This window comes from Vreelandella maris (assembly GCF_013371085.1).
GTDB classification, from domain to species: Bacteria; Pseudomonadota; Gammaproteobacteria; order Pseudomonadales; family Halomonadaceae; genus Vreelandella; species Vreelandella maris.
The window spans coordinates 139402-158949 of sequence record NZ_JABWCV010000003.1; the positions used below are offsets into that span (position 1 = coordinate 139402).

The following is a 19548-nucleotide window of genomic DNA, read 5'->3' on the forward strand; positions in this document are numbered from 1 at the left end:
CGTTAGTTATTGACCACACTCTTATCGTCTTCAGTGTCAATCACGCCCGCTAGGGTAGCCACTTCAATCTTATTGCACAGGTGGTCGCGTAAAATCTGACCGAGCAGTTGGCTATCGCGCTGCTCAAGGGCGGCTATCATATTTTCATGGTCTTTTACCGCCTGGCTCCAGTAGCGCTCGGTCATCTGCTTCGAGTAGCGAACCCGCTTAACGCGCTGGCTCAAGTTGCTATACATTTCCTGCAGCACATCGTTATTGGACGCCGCCAGAATGCTTTCGTGAATTTGTCGATTAACCTGGAAATAGGGGATTAAATCCCGGTTGCGGTAGTGTTCCAGCATCGTGTTGTGTAGCTGACGAATGGCCGCTATTTCCGCATCGCTGATATATTGGCAGGCAAGCTCCCCCGACAGCCCCTCCAGTGCTGCCATTAGGTCATAAGTGTCTTTCACGTTTTTCAAAGTGAGCCGTACTACCCGCGCACCTCGATTGGGTAGCAGTTCAATCAGGCCTTCGGTGGCGAGTACTTTTAGCGCTTCGCGCAGCGGCGTACGCGATACGCCGAAAAGATCGCACAGCTGCTTTTCAGAGATACGTTCACCGGGTAGGAGCTCACCGTGCTCAATCAGGTCGCCAATTCTATCGGCCACTTCACGATATAAATTGCGTTGCAAGATCTTGGTCATTCGTAATTTCCTTGTCAGCGGCTCGCTTGAGTGTTTGCCAAGCTACCCAGGCCACCTGGTCCAATAAGAGCTCGGTGCCATCTTCATATAGTGGCTATTGTTGATATGATCTGCAAAAGTAATTATGAATTCAATATTCCTTTGGTGGCGCTTTGCCTCCACTGCTCACTAACAATGACAAAGGTGAAACCAAATGGCCGGACAAGTATTTCATTGCAGCGTACAGCTCAACAGAGAACAGGGCAGAAAGATAATCGATGGTGCCATGGCGTTGGCGCGCGAATCAAAGTTGCCGCCGTTGACCATTGTGGTACTAGATGTCGGCGGCAACCTAGTCGCTGCTGAACGCGAGGATGGCTGTGCGCCGCTGCGCTTTCCGGTAGCCAAAGGTAAGGCTTACTCCTCATTGGGTATTGGGGTTGCCAGTGGTGTGTTGGGTGAGCGCAATGTCGAGCGCACAGCCTTTGTTGCCAGTGTAGCCGCTGCCTCCCAGGGGCATTTTGTGGCTGTCGCTGGCGGGGTGCCCATTCTCAATACACAGAGTCAAGTGATTGGCGCTGTAGGTATTAGCGGCGCCTCGTCAGATGAGGATCAACAGGCTGCGATTGCCGGTATTGAGCTAGCTGGACTGAATTGGGGGCTTGAACCGAGCGAGTAAGTTAGTAGGAGAAATCATCAATCTAAGGCGGGCAGATGGCTGATGAAGCCACTGCCCGTTTTTTTATCCCAATTGGTTTTTTTTGTTCCTTAGGAAACAAGCTGTTGCAGCGATATTTTTTGGTCGAGACGAAAGTTTAATACCTAATTTTGAATTTTGAATTCAAATTGAATGTGTGACGGTCTAACTCTTCGCTTCGCCAAACGGTTGGAGACGAGTAGGTTCGTCGTTGTGACCTCAGGCGACCGCACCGATACCAAGACTATCTCGAAGTAGCATCGACCTGGGCAGCACGTGCACAACAACAACAAGCCAGCACTGGAGTATCTAATGAAAAAGATCAAGACAGCATTTGTGACCGCCTCACTTGCGTTAAGCCTGACGCCCGGCCTCAGCATGGCTCAGACCGAATTGCAGTTCGGTCATGTAGGCAATCCCGGTTCGTTATTCGATATGTCCGTGAATGAATTCGCTAAGCGGGCTAACGAGCGACTGGGTGACGACTACAAGGTGCAGGCCTATGGATCGAGCCAGCTTGGCGGCGACAGCTCCATGATGCAGAAGCTCAAACTAGGCCAGTTGACCTTTACACTGCCGTCCACCGTGATGTCCTCTGTGGTGGATGAGTTTGGTCTGTTCGAGATGCCTTACCTGATCCAGGATCGGGACCACATGAAGCGGGTTATCGAGGAAGTTATCGAGCCCGATCTCTACCCGCTGGTGGAGCAAGAGGGCTACAAGATCCTCGCTGTCTGGGAGAATGGCTTTCGCCAGATCACCAATAATGAGCGTCCCATCAATACCCCGGAAGATCTGGATGGTTTGAAGCTGCGGACCCCAGAGGGCATTTGGCGGGTGCGTATGTTCGAGGAATATGGCGCCAACCCTTCGCCCATGTCGCTTTCGGAAGTATTCACGGCTTTGCAGACCGGCACTATGGACGGTCAAGAAAACCCTCTAGTGCAGATCTACTCTCAGAAGTTCCAAGAAGTGCAGGACTACCTCTCCATTACCAACCACGTCTATACGCCTGCCTATGTGGTGGTTTCCAAGAACCATTGGGAAGACCTACCGGAAGACGTTCGTGAAGTGCTTGAGGAAACCGCTCAGGAAGTTCAGGACTTCGTTTACGAGACGGCCGCTAAGCAAGAAGAGGAGTTGCTTGGCGAAATGGAAGCGGCCGGCATGGAGATCAACGAGGCTGACAAGCAGGCCTTCATCGATGCCAGTGGTCCGGTTTACGAGCTCTTCGACGAAGAAGTGGAAGGCGGCGGCGATCTAGTCGACCGTGTGCTGGCCCTTGGCGAAGAAGACTAAGTCTCTCTAAAGACTGAACCTCCTGAACCAACCCGTGAACCGCCCAGAACGGGCGGTTCTTCCTCTGCTCGACGGAGTGGCTTCAATGTCTCTTGTTAAACTTCGATCCGGCTTCGAGTGGCTGCTCGAGGTCATTACCATGTTTTTAGTGGTTGCCTTGACTGTGGTGGTGTTACTCGGCGTTAGCTTTCGCTATACCGGCAATTCTCTGGGTTGGTATGACGAGGTCGCCGCCGTGATGTTGGCGTGGGTAACCTACTACGGTGCTGCTCTAGCCGCCCTGAAACGCGCTCACATCAGCGTTCCGGGTTTTGTCTATTCGCGTCCACGGACCATGCGCATGGTGCTGGTTGTGCTTGGTGAGTTCATCACCATCACCTTCTTCGTGCTGCTCGCATACTATGGCGTCTTCGTGATCAGTGTGCTTGGCGGCTCTACCTTGGTCAGCGTGCCGATCCCGATCGCTGTCACCCAGTCGACTATTCCCATTGGCGCGGCGCTTTATGTGATCGCCGAGCTGCTAAACCTGCCGGACATACTGCGTGAAGCCTGGAATGGGCGGAAGCCACCCTCGGAGCAGGATATTGTGGAGGAAATGCAATGACGACGGCTTTGATCCTGCTGGCCGGACTGGCCATGATTTTCATCAACATACCTATCGCAGTGGCGCTGGGAGCGATCTCCATCGTCGCCATGCTGGTGTTACAAGGGACGAACAGCCTGCTCGGTTTTCCGCTTGTGCTGTTCGAGGGTTCAACCAAGTTCCCGTTGATCGCCATTCCACTGTTTGTACTGGCCGGTGCCATCATGAACACTGGCGGTATCTCTCGACGGCTGATTGATTTCGCCTCCGCACTGCTCGGCTTCGTTCGTGGCGGTCTTGCGATGGTGAACGTTGGCACATCACTTTTCTTCGCCGAGATCTCCGGGTCTGCCGTGGCCGACGTGGCAGCCCTTGGTTCTATCCTGATTCCAGAAATGAAGCGCAAGGGGTATCCCGCTCCATTTGCCGCGGCTATCACGTCTTCCTCGGCTTCGCTGGCGATCATCATTCCGCCCTCGATTCCGATGATCCTCTATGCCGCCATGGCCGACACCTCCGTCGTGCAGCTTTTCGTCGCTGGCATTGTGCCCGGTGTGGTTGGCGGGTTGTTGATGATGGTACTCGCTTGGTTCTTCGCGGTCCGCTATAAATTTCCAGTGGAACAGGCCTTCAGGCTTAGCCGGGTGTGGGCCACTTTCAAGGCGGCGGGCCTTGCCTTCTTACTGCCGATGATCATCCTGGGTGGCATCTTCGGTGGCTTCATGACAGCGACCGAAGGCGCCGCACTAGCGGTACTGGCATCACTGCTGATCAGTTTCCGCTACGGAGAGTTGAGGTGGAAGAAACTACGCGCTGCCATGGTCGAGGGCGGTGTTCAGACCGCCGTGGTCATGCTGTTGGTGGCGAGTTCTGCACTGCTCGGGGACTTCCTCACCCGCGCTCAGCTGCCACAAATGCTGGCGGCGATGATCGGCGACTTCACCAGTAACAAATATATGGTCCTGGCTCTGCTCAACATCTTCCTACTGTTGATTGGCATGATCCTGCACTCGGCGGCGGCGATCATTCTTACTGTCCCTATTGTCATGCCTTTGGTGATGATGGTCGGCATCGACCCTGTTCACTTCGGGATGATCGTGACACTGAACCTGGCGATCGGCCAGCAGACTCCCCCGGTTGCAAGCGTGCTGATGACCGCCTGCTCTGTGGCCAAGGCGGACATCTGGGAAGTATCTAAAGCCAATGTGCCGTTCGTCATTCTGCTGTTCGTGCTGCTGATGCTGGTGACTTACGTACCACTCTTCCCCATGGGCCTGGTGGAGCTATTCTACCGGTGAGCCCGATAGACTCTTAGGAGGAGAAGCTTATGTCCGATGAGGCGCTGGTTTTTAGGCGAGAGGGACACCTTGTCTGGCTCGGTTTCAACCGGCCAGCGAGCCGTAATGCTATGACGTGGGATATGTATAACGCCCTGGAGGCCAACTGCTCGCAGTTGGCCGAGGATGACACCGTGCATGCCGTGATACTGCATGGTATCGGTGGCGAAGCATTCGTGGCGGGAACCGACATCACACAGTTCTCTCACTTTACCAAGCCGCAGGATGCCCTCGATTACGAGCGACGCATTGAACGGGTGGTGAGTGGTCTTGAAACCCTCAACAAGCCGACGATCGCCATGATCGAGGGTTTTTGTGTTGGCGGTGGCGCGGCGATGGCCATGGCCTGCGATTTTCGCTACTGCACGCCGTCGCTGAAATTCGGTGTGCCGATAGCCAAGACCCTGGGTAACACTCTCTCCATCACCAATGTGTCGCGGCTGATTGACATGGTGGGTGTCGCTCGCACCAAGGAAGTCCTGATGCAGGCGAAATTGCTTACCGCCGACGAAGCTTATCAGGCAGGGCTGGTCAACGACGTCTTTTCACCCGACACCATTGCCGCCGAGGTAACGGCAATCGCCAATGAATTCTCGGCGCGAGCACCGCTGACGCTTCAGGCCAGCAAGGCGCTGGTCGGACGCGTACAGGCCCAGCGTCGAGCGTCACTAGAGGCGGGGGACGACTGGGTAACCACTTGCTACATGAGTCGAGATTTTGCCGCGGCGGTGGATAAGTTCGTCAATAAAACGCCGTTTGAGTGGTCTGGCCACTAGTTTTCAGACAGAGCGTAAAACTACTAACTGGGAGGAAAGCGCATGCTTCCCCTACAAAATATAAAAGTGCTGGATGTGTCGCAAATTATGGCAGGCCCTTACTGCACTATGGTGCTGGCGGATATGGGTGCCGAGGTCATTAAAGTCGAGAAGCTCAACGGCGGAGACGACAGCCGCCAAATGGGGCCTTATGTCAACGGCGAATCGACCTGCTTTTCACAGATTAACCGTAATAAAAAGAGCATATCGCTCAATCTTAAAGACGAGCGCGCGCGGCAAATTTTCTACCGCTTGGCGGCTGACGCCGATGTCATCGTTGAGAACTACCGGCCTGGCGTGACCAAGTCTCTGGCGATCGACTATGACACCATCAAGGCGATCAACCCCGGCATCGTTTACTGCTCTATTTCTGGCTATGGCCAAACCGGGCCGTATAGCCATAAAGGGGGCTTCGACCTGGTCGCTCAGGGTATGACAGGGTTAATGTCGATGACCGGTGAAGAGGGTAAGCGCCCGCTGAAAACCGGTATTGCGGTTTACGATATCGGCGGTGGGCTGACGGCGGTGTATTCGATTCTGGCGGCCTGTATTCACAAGATGAAGACCGGTGCTGGCCAACATATTGATATCGCTATCACCGAGTGTGGCCTGCCTTGGTTTACCTGGGAAGCGGCGGCGTACTTTTCTGAAGGCACTGTGCCTGGACCAACGGGCTGGCGCCATCGCGTCTCTGCACCCTATCAGGCTGTTAAGGCTCGTGATGGCTATTTGATGCTCGGCTGTGCTAACCAACGCACCTGGGAGCGCTTCTGCCAAGATGTACTGAAGCGCGAAGAACTCATGCAGGATCCCCGCTTTATTACCAATCAGGACCGCGGTCAGCACGTTGAAGAGCTGGAAGCGCTGCTCGAAGAGCTAATGGCGAATCAAAGCGTTGATGAGTGGCTAACCCTCTGTGACAGCGCAGGTGTACCTGCCGGACCAATCAACGACTTCGCCCAGGCCATGCAGGATGAGCACTATTTAGCGCGCGGCATGGTGCAGGAGATGGAGCACCCGGTGATAGGCAAAATGAAAACCATCGGTTTTCCGAGCAAATTTTCAGAAACACCTTCGCAAATTCGCAGTCCAGCGCCGCTCTTTGCCCAGCACACCGATGAAGTGCTCGATAGTTTAGGGTTTTCTGGCGCTGAGCTTGACGCCTTACGCGCAGAAGGATGTATCAAGTAGCGCTTTTTTGATGTGATAAATTGCATTCATTATCCATTTCCAATAACGCTAGTTGGCCGATCCAACCACAAGCCGTACAACAACAAACAGGAATGTCCCCATGTTAAAACTTAATTTTCATCCATCCGGTCGTCACTTCTTGCAAATTCCTGGCCCTTCGCCGGTGCCAGACCGCATTTTAAGGGCGATGAGCCTGCCTACGATAGATCACCGCGGACCAGAATTTGGCGCCCTGGGCCTTGAGCTGCTGAGCAAGATTCAAAAAATCTTCAAAACCGAGAACCCGGTGATTATCTACCCGGCCTCAGGTACCGGTGCCTGGGAAGCTGCCTTAGCCAATACCATGTCACCGGGCGATAAGGTACTGATGTTCGAGACCGGCCACTTCGCCACACTGTGGCACAAAATGGCCCTGCGTTTGGACATCCAGCCTGAGTTTCTGGGGTTGCCTGGCTACGAAGGCTGGCGCCACGGTGTTCAGGCCGACATGATCGAAGCGCGCCTGAAAGAAGACACTAACCACGAGCTTAAAGCCGTCTGCATAGTGCATAACGAAACCTCGACCGGCGTTACCAGCGATATCGCCGCCGTGCGTAAAGCCATCGATGCGGCAGGTCACCCCGCACTGCTGATTGTCGATACCATTTCTGGGTTGGCCAGTGCCGACTACCGTCATGATGAGTGGGGCGTTGATGTCACCGTCTCCGGCTCACAGAAAGGCCTGATGCTGCCGCCGGGCATCAGCTTTAACGCGCTCTCCCCTAAAGCCATTGAGGTCAGCAAACAGGCGAAATTGCCGAAAAGCTTTTGGGCATGGGATGAAATTCTCGAAGCCAACAAGAACGGCTACTGGCCCTACACGCCCAGCACCAACCTGTTGTACGGCCTTAACGAAGCGTTGGATATGCTGCTGGATGAAGGCATGGACAACGTATTGGCCCGCCACCAACGCTGGGCCGCTGGGGTGCGCGCGGCGGTAGCGGCGTGGGGGCTTGAGATTCAGTGTTTAGATCCGTTGGTTTACTCGCCGGTGCTGACCGGTGTGGTAATGCCGGAAGGTGTCGATGCGGATGCGGTGCGCAAGATTATCTATGAGCGTTTTGACCTTTCATTAGGTATGGGGCTGGGCAAGGCCAAGGGCAAGATGTTCCGTATTGGCCATTTGGGCGACTGCAACGATTTAACGCTGATTGCCACGCTGGGCGGCTGTGAAGCCGGTATGAAGCTGTCGGGCGTTAACCTTAAAGGCAGTGGCGTAACGGCTGCTTTGGACTACTTTGCTGCCAACCCGCTTAACGCAGGCGAGCGCTAAACGACGGGAGAGCCACATGACGTCTCTGACGAACCAACACCCGTCCCGTGATGCCAAGATTAAACCGCTCGGCGAATTAGCCGAGCGGTTATCCCGCGAGATGGCCGGTGAGGTGCTGTTTGATCTGGCCACTCGGGGGCGTTATTCAACCGACGCTTCTATTTATCAAGTGACCCCGGTAGGCGTGGTTCTCCCGCGCCATCAGGAAGATCTGAAAATTGCCCTGGATATTGCCCGTGATGCCAAGGTGCCGATTTTGGCCCGGGGTGCGGGCACTAGCCAGTGTGGCCAAACCGTTGGCGAAGCCCTGGTGATCGACACCACCCGCTGGCTTAACGAAATCGTTGAGTTCGACGCCGAGGCACGCACGGTGGTGGTCGAGCCGGGCATCGTGCTCGACCACCTCAATGCTTGGCTCAAACCTCACGGGCTGTGGTACCCGGTGGATGTGTCCACCAGCGCCCAGTGCACCATCGGCGGTATGGCGGGCAATAACTCCTGCGGGTCGCGGTCGATCTACTACGGCAATATGGTGCACAACGTGCTGGGTGTGGACGCGCTACTGGCTGACGGCAGCGCGGCGAGTTTTGGTTTCGTTGACAGCTTCGCGGAAGGCTCGCAGGAGCAGCGTCTCGCCCAGCAGGTGAGGGCGATTGCGGAGCGAGTGGGTCCGGAAATTCGCGATCACTTTCCCAAAGTGTTGCGTCGGGTGGGTGGCTATAATCTGGATCTGTTCGATTGCCAGAACCCGATGCCCTATGACCCTGATAGTCGCGCCAACTTGGCCCATCTGCTGGTGGGCTCGGAAGGCACGCTAGGGGTAAGCCAGCGTATTAAGCTCAGACTTTCCCCGCTGCCCGAGCAGAAGGTGCTGGGCGTGGTGAATTTCCCGACCTTTTATCAGGCGATGGATTTCACTCAGCATATCGTCAAGCTGGGCCCCACGGCGGTGGAGCTGGTTGATCGGACCATGATAGAGCTGTCGCTGGAGAACCCAGCGTTCCGCCCGGTCATCGAGAAGACGCTGATTGGTAAACCTGAAGCCATTTTGCTGGTGGAGTTTGCCGGTCACGATCACGCAGCGCAGCTTGAGGCGCTGCGCGGGCTTAATGAATTGATGGGTGATTTAGGTCTGCCGGGCAGCGTGGTGGATATGCCCGAAGCAGCCGAGCAGAAAGCGCTGTGGAACGTGCGCAAAGCCGGGCTCAACATCATGATGAGCATGAAAGGTGACGGTAAGCCGGTCTCCTTTATCGAAGATTGCGCGGTGCCGCTCGAGCACTTGGCTGAGTACACCAATAAGCTCACCGAGGTCTTCAACCGCTACGGCACTGAAGGCACTTGGTACGCCCACGCGGGTGTCGGCACGCTACACGTGCGGCCGATTCTCGATATGCGCCGCGATGGCGCAGAGAAAATGCGCGAAATCGCCGAGCTGGCCTCCGCGTTGGTGCGTGAATACAAGGGCGCCTACTCTGGCGAACATGGCGACGGTATTTGCCGTGGCGAGTGGGTGGCGTGGCAGTTTGGTGAAACGGTCAACAATGCCTTCCGCGACATTAAGCAGCTGTTTGATCCTGAAAATCTGTACAACCCCGGCAAAATCGTCGATACCCCCAAAATGGACGACGAGCGCTATTTTCGTTTTCCCAAGTCTTACACCACTATTCCGCTTACCCCGGTATTCGATTGGTCCGCCTGGAATGTGAAGCGCGACCCGTTAACGGGCGAGCAAACCGCACTAGGTTCCGGCGGTGATGCGACCCATGGCTTGGCCATGGCGGTGGAGATGTGTAACAACAACGGCCACTGCCGCAAGTTTGATGCGGGCACCATGTGTCCAAGTTTCCGCATTACTAAGGATGAGCAGCACCTGACCCGTGGTCGCGCTAACACCTTGCGTTTAGTGCTTTCCGGGCAGCTAGGTGAAGAAGGGCTGGCCAGCGACGATGTCAAAGAAGCGCTGGATCTCTGTGTGTCCTGCAAAGGTTGCAAGCGAGATTGTCCTACCGGCGTGGATATGGCCAAATTCAAGATAGAGGCGCGCACCGCCCGCGCCCGTGTCAAAGGCTTATCGCTGCGTGATCGGATGGTCGGCGAAATGCCGCGCTATGCGCCCTGGGCCAGTAAGTTTTCTGCCCTGGTGAATGGCGTTGAGCGGGTGCCGTTTCTGGCTAAGCAGATCAAGCAGTCGTTAAAGCTGGCACCCCAGCGCTCGCTGCCGGTGTTCAACGGTAATTTTCTCGCCAGTGCCGAGGCGTCTCGGCAGCCAGCCACCTCTGAGCGGGAAGTGCTGCTGTTTGTGGATACCTTTAATAACTATATGGAAGGCGATAACGCCAAAGCCGCCAAGCGGGTACTGGAAGCGGCGGGCTACCGGGTACACCTCAATGTGACCAAAGGCCAGCGGCCACTCTGCTGTGGCCGTACTTACCTCTCTTCCGGTCAGTTTGATAAAGCCAAGGCGGAGGCCAAACGCACACTTGAGCATCTGATGCCGTTTGTCGAGCGCGGCGTGGCAGTCGTTGGGTTAGAACCCTCTTGCCTGCTCAGCATGCGCGATGAATTCCTGCAGTACGGCTTTGGCGAAGAGGCAAAAGCGTTGTCGTCATCGGCCTATCTGTTTGAGGAGTTTCTGGTCAAGGCACGGGCCGAAGATCAGCTTCCCCTCGAACTGAAACCGCTGAACTACGAGCGGGCGATGCTGCATGGCCACTGCCATCAAAAAGCCTTCGATGCGCTGCGCCCCGTTGAGCAGGTGCTGGGCTGGATTCCTGACCTCACCGTCGAGACTATCGAGTCCTCCTGTTGCGGTATGGCGGGTAGCTTTGGCTATGAAGCGGAGCATTACGACGCCTCGCTGAAAATGGCGGAGCTCTCGCTTTTACCTGCGATTCGAAAAGCGGATAGCAACGCCGTGTTGATTGCCGATGGCACGAGCTGTCGCCATCAGATTCACGATGGAAGTGGCCGCGAAGCGATTCACGTTGCTCGATTGCTGGAACAAGCGCTAGCCTGAAGGCGGAACACCAATAACAACCCAGGAGGTTAATGTGGCACTTTATCAATACGGCGAGCATCGCCCAGAGGTTCACGACGATGTTTACATTGCGGAAACGGCCGATGTTATCGGCCAGGTGACGTTAAAGGCGCGCTCAAGCGTCTGGTATCAAGCCGTGTTACGCGGTGATACCGACCATCTTGAAATAGGCGAAGAGAGCAATATTCAGGATGGCGCGGTGCTTCACGCAGACCCAGGCTTTCCGCTAAAAGTAGGTAAAGGCGTAACGGTAGGGCACCAGGCGATGCTGCATGGCTGCACCATTGGCGATGGGTGTTTAATCGGCATTCAAGCCGTAGTGCTCAATGGCGCGGTGATTGGTGAGAATAGCCTGGTGGGTGCCGGTGCCTTTATTAAGGAAGGCGCAGTGTTTCCGCCCAACTCGCTAATCGTTGGCTCGCCTGCCAAGGTAGTACGGGAGCTTTCCGAAGAAGCGGTTGTGGGACTGAAGAAGAACGCTCAAAGCTATGTTGAACGCGGCAAACTCCATAGTCAGCAGCTAAAACGCATCGATTAACGCGTAAAACCCGCTGTGCTAGAAACGCAAACCCTCAGGCCTTGGCCTGGGGGTTTGCGTTTCTAGCGTCGTTATTTCAGCCAGAGCTACTTCATGGTCACATTAACGGATCCGTTACGCCAATCACGTAGAACGCAATGAGAGCGATGATACCGGTAAAGATAAGGTAGTAGATCGTCGGCAGAATCGTCTTACGGATGGTGGCCCCTTCACGGCCGAGCAGGCCCACCGTTGCTGATGCCGCAACCACGTTGTGGATAGCGATCATATTACCCGCCGCCGCACCGACTGCTTGTAGTGCCACCATCATGGAGGTGGAAAGGCCCAGAGTTTCAGCAACACTGAACTGGAATTCCGCCAGCATCAGGTTCGAAACAGTGTTGGAGCCTGCGATGAAGGCGCCCATCGCACCGACCGCCGGGGCAAAGAAGGGGTAGATGCCGCCAACACTGTCGGCCACCGCCTGTGCCATCATGACCGGCATCGAGACCAGGTCCGCACCGTTAACGCCGGAGTTGATCAGGATACGTACCATCGGCACGGTAAAGATCAGCACGAAGCCAGCACCAAAAATGGTTTTAGTGGATTCCGACACCGCTGCGCTCATCTTTTGCGGATTCATGCGATGCAGGAAGTAGGTCACGATAACCACGGCCAGGATGATACCGCCCGGCAGGTAGAGCGGCTGAACACCGCCGCTAACACCCGCTTCACCCAGAATATTGTTCCAGCTGAGATTGATCGAGGTCAGAGCGACGCGTAGCGGTTCGATGGTGCGCGAAGCGACCAGGAACAGCGCCAGCAATACGTAGGGTACCCAGCCTTTGAAGGTGGACATCGGGGCTCTGCCGACAACGTCATCCAGCTTGATCTGCAGGTTGCCGATCCACTCGTCTGGCCACGAAGTCGATTCAGGGAAGTCCCAGGTATCTTTAGGCATCAGGAAGCCGCGTTTGGCCGCCGGAACCACAATCGCCAAGCCTACCATCGCGCCGATCATCGACGGGAACTCAGGGCCAAGCAGCACGCCTACCAGCATGTAAGGCACCACGAAGCAGATACCGGTGAAGATGGCGAAGGGAGTAATCGACAGCCCCTCTTTCCAGGAGCGGTTAGCACCGAAGAAACGCACCATGACGGTGACCAGAATCAGCGGCATTAAAATACCCACGATGCCGTGAGTGATCGCCACTTCGCTGGTTACCAGTTGGAAGAAGACATCCCAGCTGGAGCCTACCGAGTCAAGTTCAGTGGTAATGCCCGCTCGATCCAAGCCGCTACCGACACCCACAACAATAGGTGTGCCGACCGCGCCAAAGGAGACCGGTGTTGACTGGATCATCATGCCAACGACGACTGCCGCAAGAGCCGGGAAGCCGAGCGCGACCATCAGCGGTGCCGCCACGGCGGCTGGTGTACCGAAGCCAGACGCGCCTTCGATAAAGCAGCCGAACAGCCAAGCAACAATCAGCGCCTGTACGCGACGGTCAGGGCTAATACCGGAGAAGCCATTACGGATAGCCGTAATGCCGCCGGAGTGCTTAAGCGTGTTAAGCAGCAGGATGGCACCAAAGATAATCCATAGAAGGCCAGCGGTTTGGATCAAGCCTTGAATGGTGGAAGCCGCGACACGGCTAAACGACATATCCCAAACGGTTAAGCCAATGATGGCGGCTGTCAGGAAGACGAGAGGCATCGCTATCTTGGCAGGTATTTTAAACCCAACGAGTAAAATACCGGCCATCAACAGCGGCAAGAAGGCCAGAAGTGCAAGTATCGTTTCATTCATGGAAGGAACTGCCCCTTGTTATTAATTTGGTATGCTCCGCAATAACCGCCCAGCATTTGTATCGCTTGCCGGGTGTAGGGGAAAGATACGTTTAGGCTAACCAGATGACTACATTGGAAAATTGGTCTTACCAGTGTAACGCTTGTTTTGAATGTAAGATTACGCTACTGGTTTTTTCCTAATTTATTGTTTTTAAAATATTTTTAGATGTATTTTTAAGGCGGATGCCCCGCTGGCCCATTAGACTAATAGACAGTGCTAAGCAGTCTCTCTTGCACGGTTAGATGGTTGGGCTCATTGTTAACTACGCTAAGTGTGTAAGAGAGCCTTCTAAGCCCTTTTACCCATAATTTTTTACCAACGATCCTCTCAACAAAAAGGCGGTAGTGATGGCACTAAAGCTTTATGACCTGTGCGGCCGAGATGAACGGCTACGCTTCTCACCTTACTGCTGGCGCGTGCGCATGGCGCTCGCCCACAAAGGCCTGGAATTCACCACCGTGGCGTGGCGATTCCTCGACAAAAAAGCGTTGGAGTTTGCTGACTACGACAAAGTGCCGGTGCTCTGTGATGGCGATCAAGTGGTGACCGATAGCTTTGAAATCATGCGCTATCTGGATAAAGCCTATCCCGACGCCCCCATGCTGGGTGAAGGGGCCAGTTATCAGCGGGTTTTACTGTTCAAATACTTTGTTGAACGTAGCGTAACACCAGCACTGTTTCGCATTATTGCCATGGATCTGCTTGCGGCCATTCACCCAAACGATCGCGACTATTTCCGCAAAGCTCGTGAAGCGCGGTTTGGTTGCACGTTAGAAGAGTTCCATCAGCCAGAGCAGGGCAAACAGCAGCTCAAGCAGGTATTAGCACCTGTGCGCGACTTGCTACGGGACAGCGCCTTTTTAGACGGCGATGCACCTGCCGGTTCCGATTACCTACTGTTCGGCAGCATGATGTGGGCGCACGTCGTATCGACACAGACGCTAGTAGAGGCTGGCGACCCGGTCGATGAATGGTTTAAGCGTATGCTCAGCGTACACGGTGGAGAAGCTAGCAAGGCCCTGACCGTGCGCGATCTATAACGCCAACTGCGCGATATAGCTGACAGGGGCGGTACGCTAACGTACCGCCTGATTAAGAGTGAAAGCTTGATAAACTCATGGCGAGTGAATCAACGTTTTCAACAAGGAGATGGCAATGATTGATCTGTACTACTGGACAACACCTAACGGCCACAAAATCTCCATCATGCTCGAAGAAGCCAAACTGGCGTATCGAGTGAAGCCAATCAATATTGGCCGCGGCGAGCAGTTTGACCCTGAGTTTCTCACCATCGCCCCAAATAACCGCATTCCCGCCATTGTCGATCACGCGCCAAAGGATGGCGGGCAGCCGCTTTCGATGTTTGAGTCTGGCGCGATTCTGGAATACCTCGCCGATAAGAGCGGTCTTTTCCTGCCTGCTGCGGGCCGCGAACGCTACATCGTGCTGCAGTGGCTACACTGGCAAATGGGCGGTTTAGGCCCGATGGCAGGCCAAAACCACCACTTTTGCCACTACGCCCCGCAGAAAATTGAGTACGCCATCGAGCGTTACGTGCGTGAAACCAATCGCCTTTACAGCGTGTTGGATCAGCGCCTGGCGAATCACACTTATGTGGGCGGCGATGACTATTCGATTGCCGACATGGCGATCTACCCCTGGATTGTGCCCTGGGAAAAACAGCGTCAAACCATTGAAGAGTTCCCGGACCTAGAACGCTGGTTTGAGATGGTCAAAGCACGCCCAGCCGTGCGCCGAGCGTACGCATTGGTGGAAGAAGTAAATCCCCAGGCGGGTGTGGAAATGGACGAGCAAGCGCGTAAACATTTGTTCGGTAACCGCTAGTCGTCGGGGTGCCGACAGCGTTTTGCACTAACCAGAAGTGAGCAGGCGCAGCATGAGTAAAAACCATGTTGCGCTGCACAAAAAGCACTGCTAGCTTTAATGGCAGCAGAGGCAACAGCCTGGCTAACAACCGCCTAATGAGGCGTGTTTATGTGCTAGCTCACACCTGGAGATATGAAGATGACGAAAGCTACTGATAAGACAACGCAACAGTTTGAATCCGCATTTGTTTCACCCATGCGTTCTTATACGTTAACCGCCCTTGATTACTACGATCAGCTTTTCAGTGCACAAATGGACGCTTTCCGTGCCTACTCTGATATGGCAATTTCACAAGCGCGCACTTGGCTTGATGTTAAAGACGCTGATAGTTTCAAGAAAGCGATGGAAAGCCAGCAAAAAACGGCAAGTGATTTCATGGAACGCGTAAAGGGCGATACTGAGAAAGTAACGTCAATCAGTAAAAGTTTTGCTGAAGATAGCCAGCAGCAGGCAGAAGAAACCACCAAGAATGCAGTAGATAAAGCTGAAGAAAATACGAAGAGTGCGGTATCCAAAGCTAAGCAATAATTTAGCTAGCAAGACGACGTAAAAACGCTACGCCCTGATTGGGCGCAGCGTTTTTTTATTTCTACCTGCACGCCATGACGTAAAGATTAGCGGTTTTGAGACTCCGCTTCAGCTTTTGCCAGCTTGGCGCGTCTATCAGGTTTGCCGGGTAAGATGGCATCCAACAGCAGCGCAGTGAGTGCGGCAGGCACTAACCCGGATTTGAGCAGGAGTCCCAACTGCCCTGGCATTGTTTCAGAAATTGCCTCAACGGCGGGTAGGCCGATACCCAAGCTTAGTGAAACGGCAATGATCAACATATTGCGCTGATCCAGTTCGCATTCTTTGATGATTTTAAGCCCTGCTGAGGCAATCATGCCGAACATCACCACGCCTGCTCCGCCAAGTACCGCAGGCGGCATGGCGGCGACCAGCCCACCCAGCTTGGGAAATAGCCCCATGGCGATCAATAGCAGCCCGCCGATAGTCACCACATGGCGGCTAACCACGCCGGTCAAGGTAATCAGGCCAACATTCTGCGCATAAGCGGTGTTGGGCAGGGTGTTGAAAACGGCGGCAAATGAAGTCGCTACCCCATCGGCCATAACGCCGCCAGAGAGCTCTCGGTCTTTAGCGGGGCGGCCAGCCCCGGTGGTGGTAATCGCGGAGATATTGCCAATCGTTTCTAGCCCCACCACAAACATAATCAGCGTCATGCCGATGATCGCGGTGCCTGAAAACGTCATGCCGTATTCCAGTGGTTTAGGGAGCGCGAACCAAGCAGCGTTACTTAGCGAGGTAAAATCGACCTTGCCAAGAATGATGGCAACCGCATAGCCCGCCACTAAGCCAAACAGAATAGAAGACGCTTTTATAAAGCCACGCCCATACTGATGAATGGCAATCGTCACGCTGAGCACAAAGAGTGCTAGAAGTAAGTTGCCGGGTGATGCAAAGTCATCCGCACCCACACCGCCTGCGGCATAATTGAGGCCAACCGGCATCAGCGTAATACCGATCAGCAGTACCACGATGCCGGTCACCACCGGCGAGAACCAGTGTCGAATCTTCTTCAAAAAAGCGCCGAGCACAATCTGCAGTAACCCGGCCACGAACGAGGCGCCGAGCACCGCGGGTAGGCCAAACGCCTTGGCTAGCGGCAGCGCCACCGGCAAAAAGCCAAAGCTGGTGCCCTGCACAATTGGCAGGCGGGCGCCTATCGGGCCGATACCGATGGTTTGTACCAGTGTAGATACCCCCGCCACAAACAGCGCCACCTGGATTAAAAAGATCTGCTCCGCCGGATTGGCGCCAATCACGCCGGCAATAATAATTGGCGGCGTTACGTTACCAGCGAACATGGCCATGATGTGCTGCAGGCCTAGCGGAATCGCCTTGGAAAGCGGCGGCATCGCATCAGGATTTTGATTGATAGTACGCGAAGGCCGCGTTTGGGCATCGGGCGGAGAAGACATTAGGGAGCCTTTATTCGCAGTGGGTGGCATTGTTTATTTATTGCATCCAGTTACTAATAAAAGTGTATACAAGAAATAATGCAAGCAGCCATTGGCGAATAGTCTTTAACGCTTCAGCTTATTGTTCGGCACGCGCCCTTAATCGAAAACGTGCAATACGGATAATTTGCTCAATCGCCGTTTGTCGTTCGGTGGCTGCATCGTTATGCAGTCGCTCTTCAAAGGCAGCTAGAATTCCATGCCGATCAAGCCCTTTCACGGCAACCACAAAGGGAAAACCAAATTTCTCCTTGTACGCCGCATTAAGATACTCAAAGCGCGCAAATTCTTCAGGGCTGCACTGGTCGAGCCCGGCGCCTGCCTGCTCGCTGGTGGAATCCTGGGTTAACTCACCGGCCATCGCGGCTTTACCGGCTAAATCTGGGTGCGCCTGAATCACTTTAATTTGCTGTTCACTGCTTGCCTGCTGCAACATAAGCCCCATCAACTCGGCCAGTGCATCTGGGGTGTCGTGGGCTTCCGTCAGGCCGTGCTGCCAGGCCGCTTCGGCCACCCAGGGGGAGTGTTCATAAATATCCCCATAATGGTGGGTAAGCATTTCAAGGCTGCACTTGCTAGGCGCGGGTGAAAGCAGTAACGGGTGAGATGTTGGCATTGACACTCTCCAAAGCGGGTAATGTTAAAGCGACGGTGGTTCAAAAGGTGCGTGGATGGAATTACTGTATACAATAAATGGCAGTAACGGTACTCTTTGACCAATAGGTTAAGCAAAGCAAACAACGTTATAAATAAGGAGTGGCTATGGGCCGTTTAACCACCCACGTACTGGATACCGCCAAAGGACAGCCCGGTCAGGGGATTACTATTGAGGTGTTTCGCCTTACAGGCAGTGAGCGCCAACACCTGAGTACAGTGATTACTAACAGTGACGGGCGTTGTGATGCACCTATTTTAGAAGGTGATGCGCTCACGCCAGGTGAGTACGAACTGGTGTTCCACGCCGGCGACTATCTGCGTGCCCAAGGCGTTGAAGCTAATGAGCCGCGCTTTTTAGACGTAATCCCGTTGCGCTTTGGCGTTGCCGATGCCAGCCAGCACTACCATGTGCCGCTACTCCTCTCGCCCTATGGCTACTCAACTTACCGCGGTAGTTGATAGGGGAGTTCCGTTATGCAAGCGTACCTAATCGATTTTGTTAATTTGCTGCTTCGCTGGCTGCATGTGATTGCGGCTATCGCCTGGATCGGTGAGTCGATCTATTTTGTGATGCTGGATAATAGCCTGCGCACACCAAAGGCTGAGGAAGACCGCGAGAAGGGCGTCTTTGGTGAAATGTGGTCAGTGCATGGCGGTGGTTTTTACCACAACCAGAAGTACGCCACCGCGCCTGCCAAGCTCCCCAATGATCTTCACTGGTCATTCTGGAAAGCCTATACCACTTGGCTTTCCGGCTTTGCGCTGTTTGTGATTCTCTACATGGTCAATCCGGGCTTCTATCTGGTAAACCCCAATAGCCCCTGGGAGTGGGCCGCCAACATGACCGGCTGGCAGGCCAACGTGCTGGCGCTGGCATTCCTGCTCGGTGGTTGGGTGGTTTATAACGAGCTATGTAAACGCATTAGCCCCAATATGGATCGCGACGGCCTGCTCAGCATTGCGGTTGCCGTGATGATGGTGATCGTTGCTTACCTAAGCACGCAGATGTTTACCGGCCGCGCCGCCTTCCTGCTCACGGGGGCGGTGATGGCGACAGCGATGTCGGCCAACGTTTTCTTCTGGATCATTCCCGGGCAGCGCCGCATGGTAAAAGCCATGAAGGCGGGCGATGCCCCCAATCCTTTGGATGGCAAACGCGGCAAGCAGCGCTCGGTGCATAACACCTACTTCACGCTACCGGTCGTGCTGTTGATGGTGAGTAATCACTACTCATTCATCTACTCCCATGAGCTTGCTTGGGTGGTGATGGTGCTGTTTATCTTTGCCGGTGCCTTGATCCGTCAGTTCTTTGTATTGATGCATGCAGGCAAAACCCAGCCCGCCTATCCCGCCTTTGGGGTAGGGCTTATCCTGTTAGCGTTTTGGGTGGCTGCGCCGAGTGCTTCATCCACAAGCGGCGATGCAGGCGCGCAAGGGCCAGACCAGGCGCAAATCACTGGATTAATTGAGCAGCACTGCGTGCAGTGCCACGCGCGCAACCCCGAACATGCTGGTTTTTCAGCACCCCCCGCCGGGTTTGCTTTTGATAGCTGGGATGAGATTCTGGGCCAGAAAACGCAGATTCAGCAGGTCGTGGCCAGCCGCTACATGCCATTAGGCAATATGACCAACATGAGCGATGAAGAGCGCGATATCATTGCCGCTTGGGAGTAAC

Annotated in this window: 18 protein-coding genes; 14 read left to right on the forward strand and 4 right to left on the reverse strand. The window is 54.6% G+C overall.

What is annotated here, in order from left to right:
* Positions 1-2: 2 nt before the first annotated feature.
* Entirely contained in the window at positions 3-686 is a 684-nt protein-coding gene (locus tag HUO07_RS03330; protein WP_176302360.1) for a GntR family transcriptional regulator, read from the reverse strand.
* Between the two features lie 193 nt (positions 687-879).
* Between HUO07_RS03330 and HUO07_RS03335 the strand changes: the two genes are divergently transcribed.
* From HUO07_RS03335 to HUO07_RS03375, 9 genes are all read left to right on the forward strand, one after another.
* Complete coding sequence (locus HUO07_RS03335; RefSeq protein ID WP_176302361.1) at positions 880-1344, forward strand: GlcG/HbpS family heme-binding protein; 465 nt, start codon at positions 880-882, stop codon at positions 1342-1344.
* 396 nt (positions 1345-1740) lie between these two features.
* The gene (locus tag HUO07_RS03340; RefSeq protein ID WP_422822679.1) at positions 1741-2661 is read left to right on the forward strand and encodes a TRAP transporter substrate-binding protein; all 921 of its coding nucleotides are present in this window, start codon (positions 1741-1743) and stop codon (positions 2659-2661) included.
* Between the two features lie 85 nt (positions 2662-2746).
* The gene (locus tag HUO07_RS03345; protein ID WP_217908765.1) at positions 2747-3265 is read left to right on the forward strand and encodes a TRAP transporter small permease; all 519 of its coding nucleotides are present in this window, start codon (positions 2747-2749) and stop codon (positions 3263-3265) included.
* A complete protein-coding gene (locus HUO07_RS03350) occupies positions 3262-4542 on the forward strand; it encodes a TRAP transporter large permease (RefSeq protein WP_176302363.1) in 1281 nt (426 codons plus the stop codon). Before HUO07_RS03345 ends, HUO07_RS03350 begins: the two co-directional genes overlap by 4 nt.
* A gap of 29 nt (positions 4543-4571) precedes the next feature.
* The gene (locus tag HUO07_RS03355; protein WP_176302364.1) at positions 4572-5357 is read left to right on the forward strand and encodes an enoyl-CoA hydratase; all 786 of its coding nucleotides are present in this window, start codon (positions 4572-4574) and stop codon (positions 5355-5357) included.
* Between the two features lie 42 nt (positions 5358-5399).
* Complete coding sequence (locus tag HUO07_RS03360) at positions 5400-6587, forward strand: CaiB/BaiF CoA transferase family protein (RefSeq protein WP_176302365.1); 1188 nt, start codon at positions 5400-5402, stop codon at positions 6585-6587.
* A 100-nt stretch (positions 6588-6687) separates the two neighbouring features.
* Positions 6688-7899, forward strand: a complete 1212-nt coding sequence (locus HUO07_RS03365; RefSeq protein ID WP_176302366.1) for a pyridoxal-phosphate-dependent aminotransferase family protein — start codon at positions 6688-6690, stop codon at positions 7897-7899.
* 16 nt (positions 7900-7915) lie between these two features.
* Positions 7916-10918 carry an FAD-binding and (Fe-S)-binding domain-containing protein gene (locus HUO07_RS03370; RefSeq protein WP_176302367.1) on the forward strand — a complete coding sequence of 1001 codons (3003 nt, stop codon included), beginning with the start codon at positions 7916-7918 and terminating at the stop codon, positions 10916-10918.
* Between the two features lie 34 nt (positions 10919-10952).
* Complete coding sequence (locus HUO07_RS03375) at positions 10953-11477, forward strand: gamma carbonic anhydrase family protein (protein ID WP_176302368.1); 525 nt, start codon at positions 10953-10955, stop codon at positions 11475-11477.
* Positions 11478-11574: 97 nt separating this feature from the next.
* Here HUO07_RS03375 and HUO07_RS03380 read toward each other — a convergent pair whose 3' ends face one another.
* Positions 11575-13266, reverse strand: coding sequence for an L-lactate permease (locus HUO07_RS03380; RefSeq protein WP_101147517.1), 1692 nt, complete (start codon positions 13264-13266; stop codon positions 11575-11577).
* Between the two features lie 389 nt (positions 13267-13655).
* On the opposite strand from HUO07_RS03380, the gene HUO07_RS03385 reads away from it, so the two are divergent.
* The 3 genes from HUO07_RS03385 to HUO07_RS03395 all read left to right on the forward strand — a co-directional run bounded on the left by HUO07_RS03385 (position 13656) and on the right by HUO07_RS03395 (position 15723).
* Positions 13656-14348 carry a glutathione S-transferase family protein gene (locus HUO07_RS03385; protein ID WP_176302369.1) on the forward strand — a complete coding sequence of 231 codons (693 nt, stop codon included), beginning with the start codon at positions 13656-13658 and terminating at the stop codon, positions 14346-14348.
* A 115-nt stretch (positions 14349-14463) separates the two neighbouring features.
* Entirely contained in the window at positions 14464-15153 is a 690-nt protein-coding gene (locus HUO07_RS03390) for a glutathione binding-like protein (RefSeq protein ID WP_008955992.1), read from the forward strand.
* A 180-nt stretch (positions 15154-15333) separates the two neighbouring features.
* Entirely contained in the window at positions 15334-15723 is a 390-nt protein-coding gene (locus HUO07_RS03395; RefSeq protein ID WP_176302370.1) for a phasin family protein, read from the forward strand.
* 86 nt (positions 15724-15809) lie between these two features.
* Here HUO07_RS03395 and HUO07_RS03400 read toward each other — a convergent pair whose 3' ends face one another.
* A complete protein-coding gene (locus HUO07_RS03400) occupies positions 15810-17177 on the reverse strand; it encodes a uracil-xanthine permease family protein (protein WP_176302371.1) in 1368 nt (455 codons plus the stop codon).
* Between the two features lie 118 nt (positions 17178-17295).
* Entirely contained in the window at positions 17296-17832 is a 537-nt protein-coding gene (uraD, locus tag HUO07_RS03405; RefSeq protein ID WP_008955995.1) for a 2-oxo-4-hydroxy-4-carboxy-5-ureidoimidazoline decarboxylase, read from the reverse strand.
* Positions 17833-17978: 146 nt separating this feature from the next.
* On the opposite strand from uraD, the gene uraH reads away from it, so the two are divergent.
* Both uraH and HUO07_RS03415 read left to right on the forward strand, forming a co-directional pair.
* Positions 17979-18332, forward strand: a complete 354-nt coding sequence (gene uraH / locus HUO07_RS03410) for a hydroxyisourate hydrolase (RefSeq protein WP_176302372.1) — start codon at positions 17979-17981, stop codon at positions 18330-18332.
* Positions 18333-18347: 15 nt separating this feature from the next.
* Entirely contained in the window at positions 18348-19547 is a 1200-nt protein-coding gene (locus HUO07_RS03415) for a urate hydroxylase PuuD (RefSeq protein WP_176302373.1), read from the forward strand.
* Position 19548 lies beyond the last annotated feature (1 nt).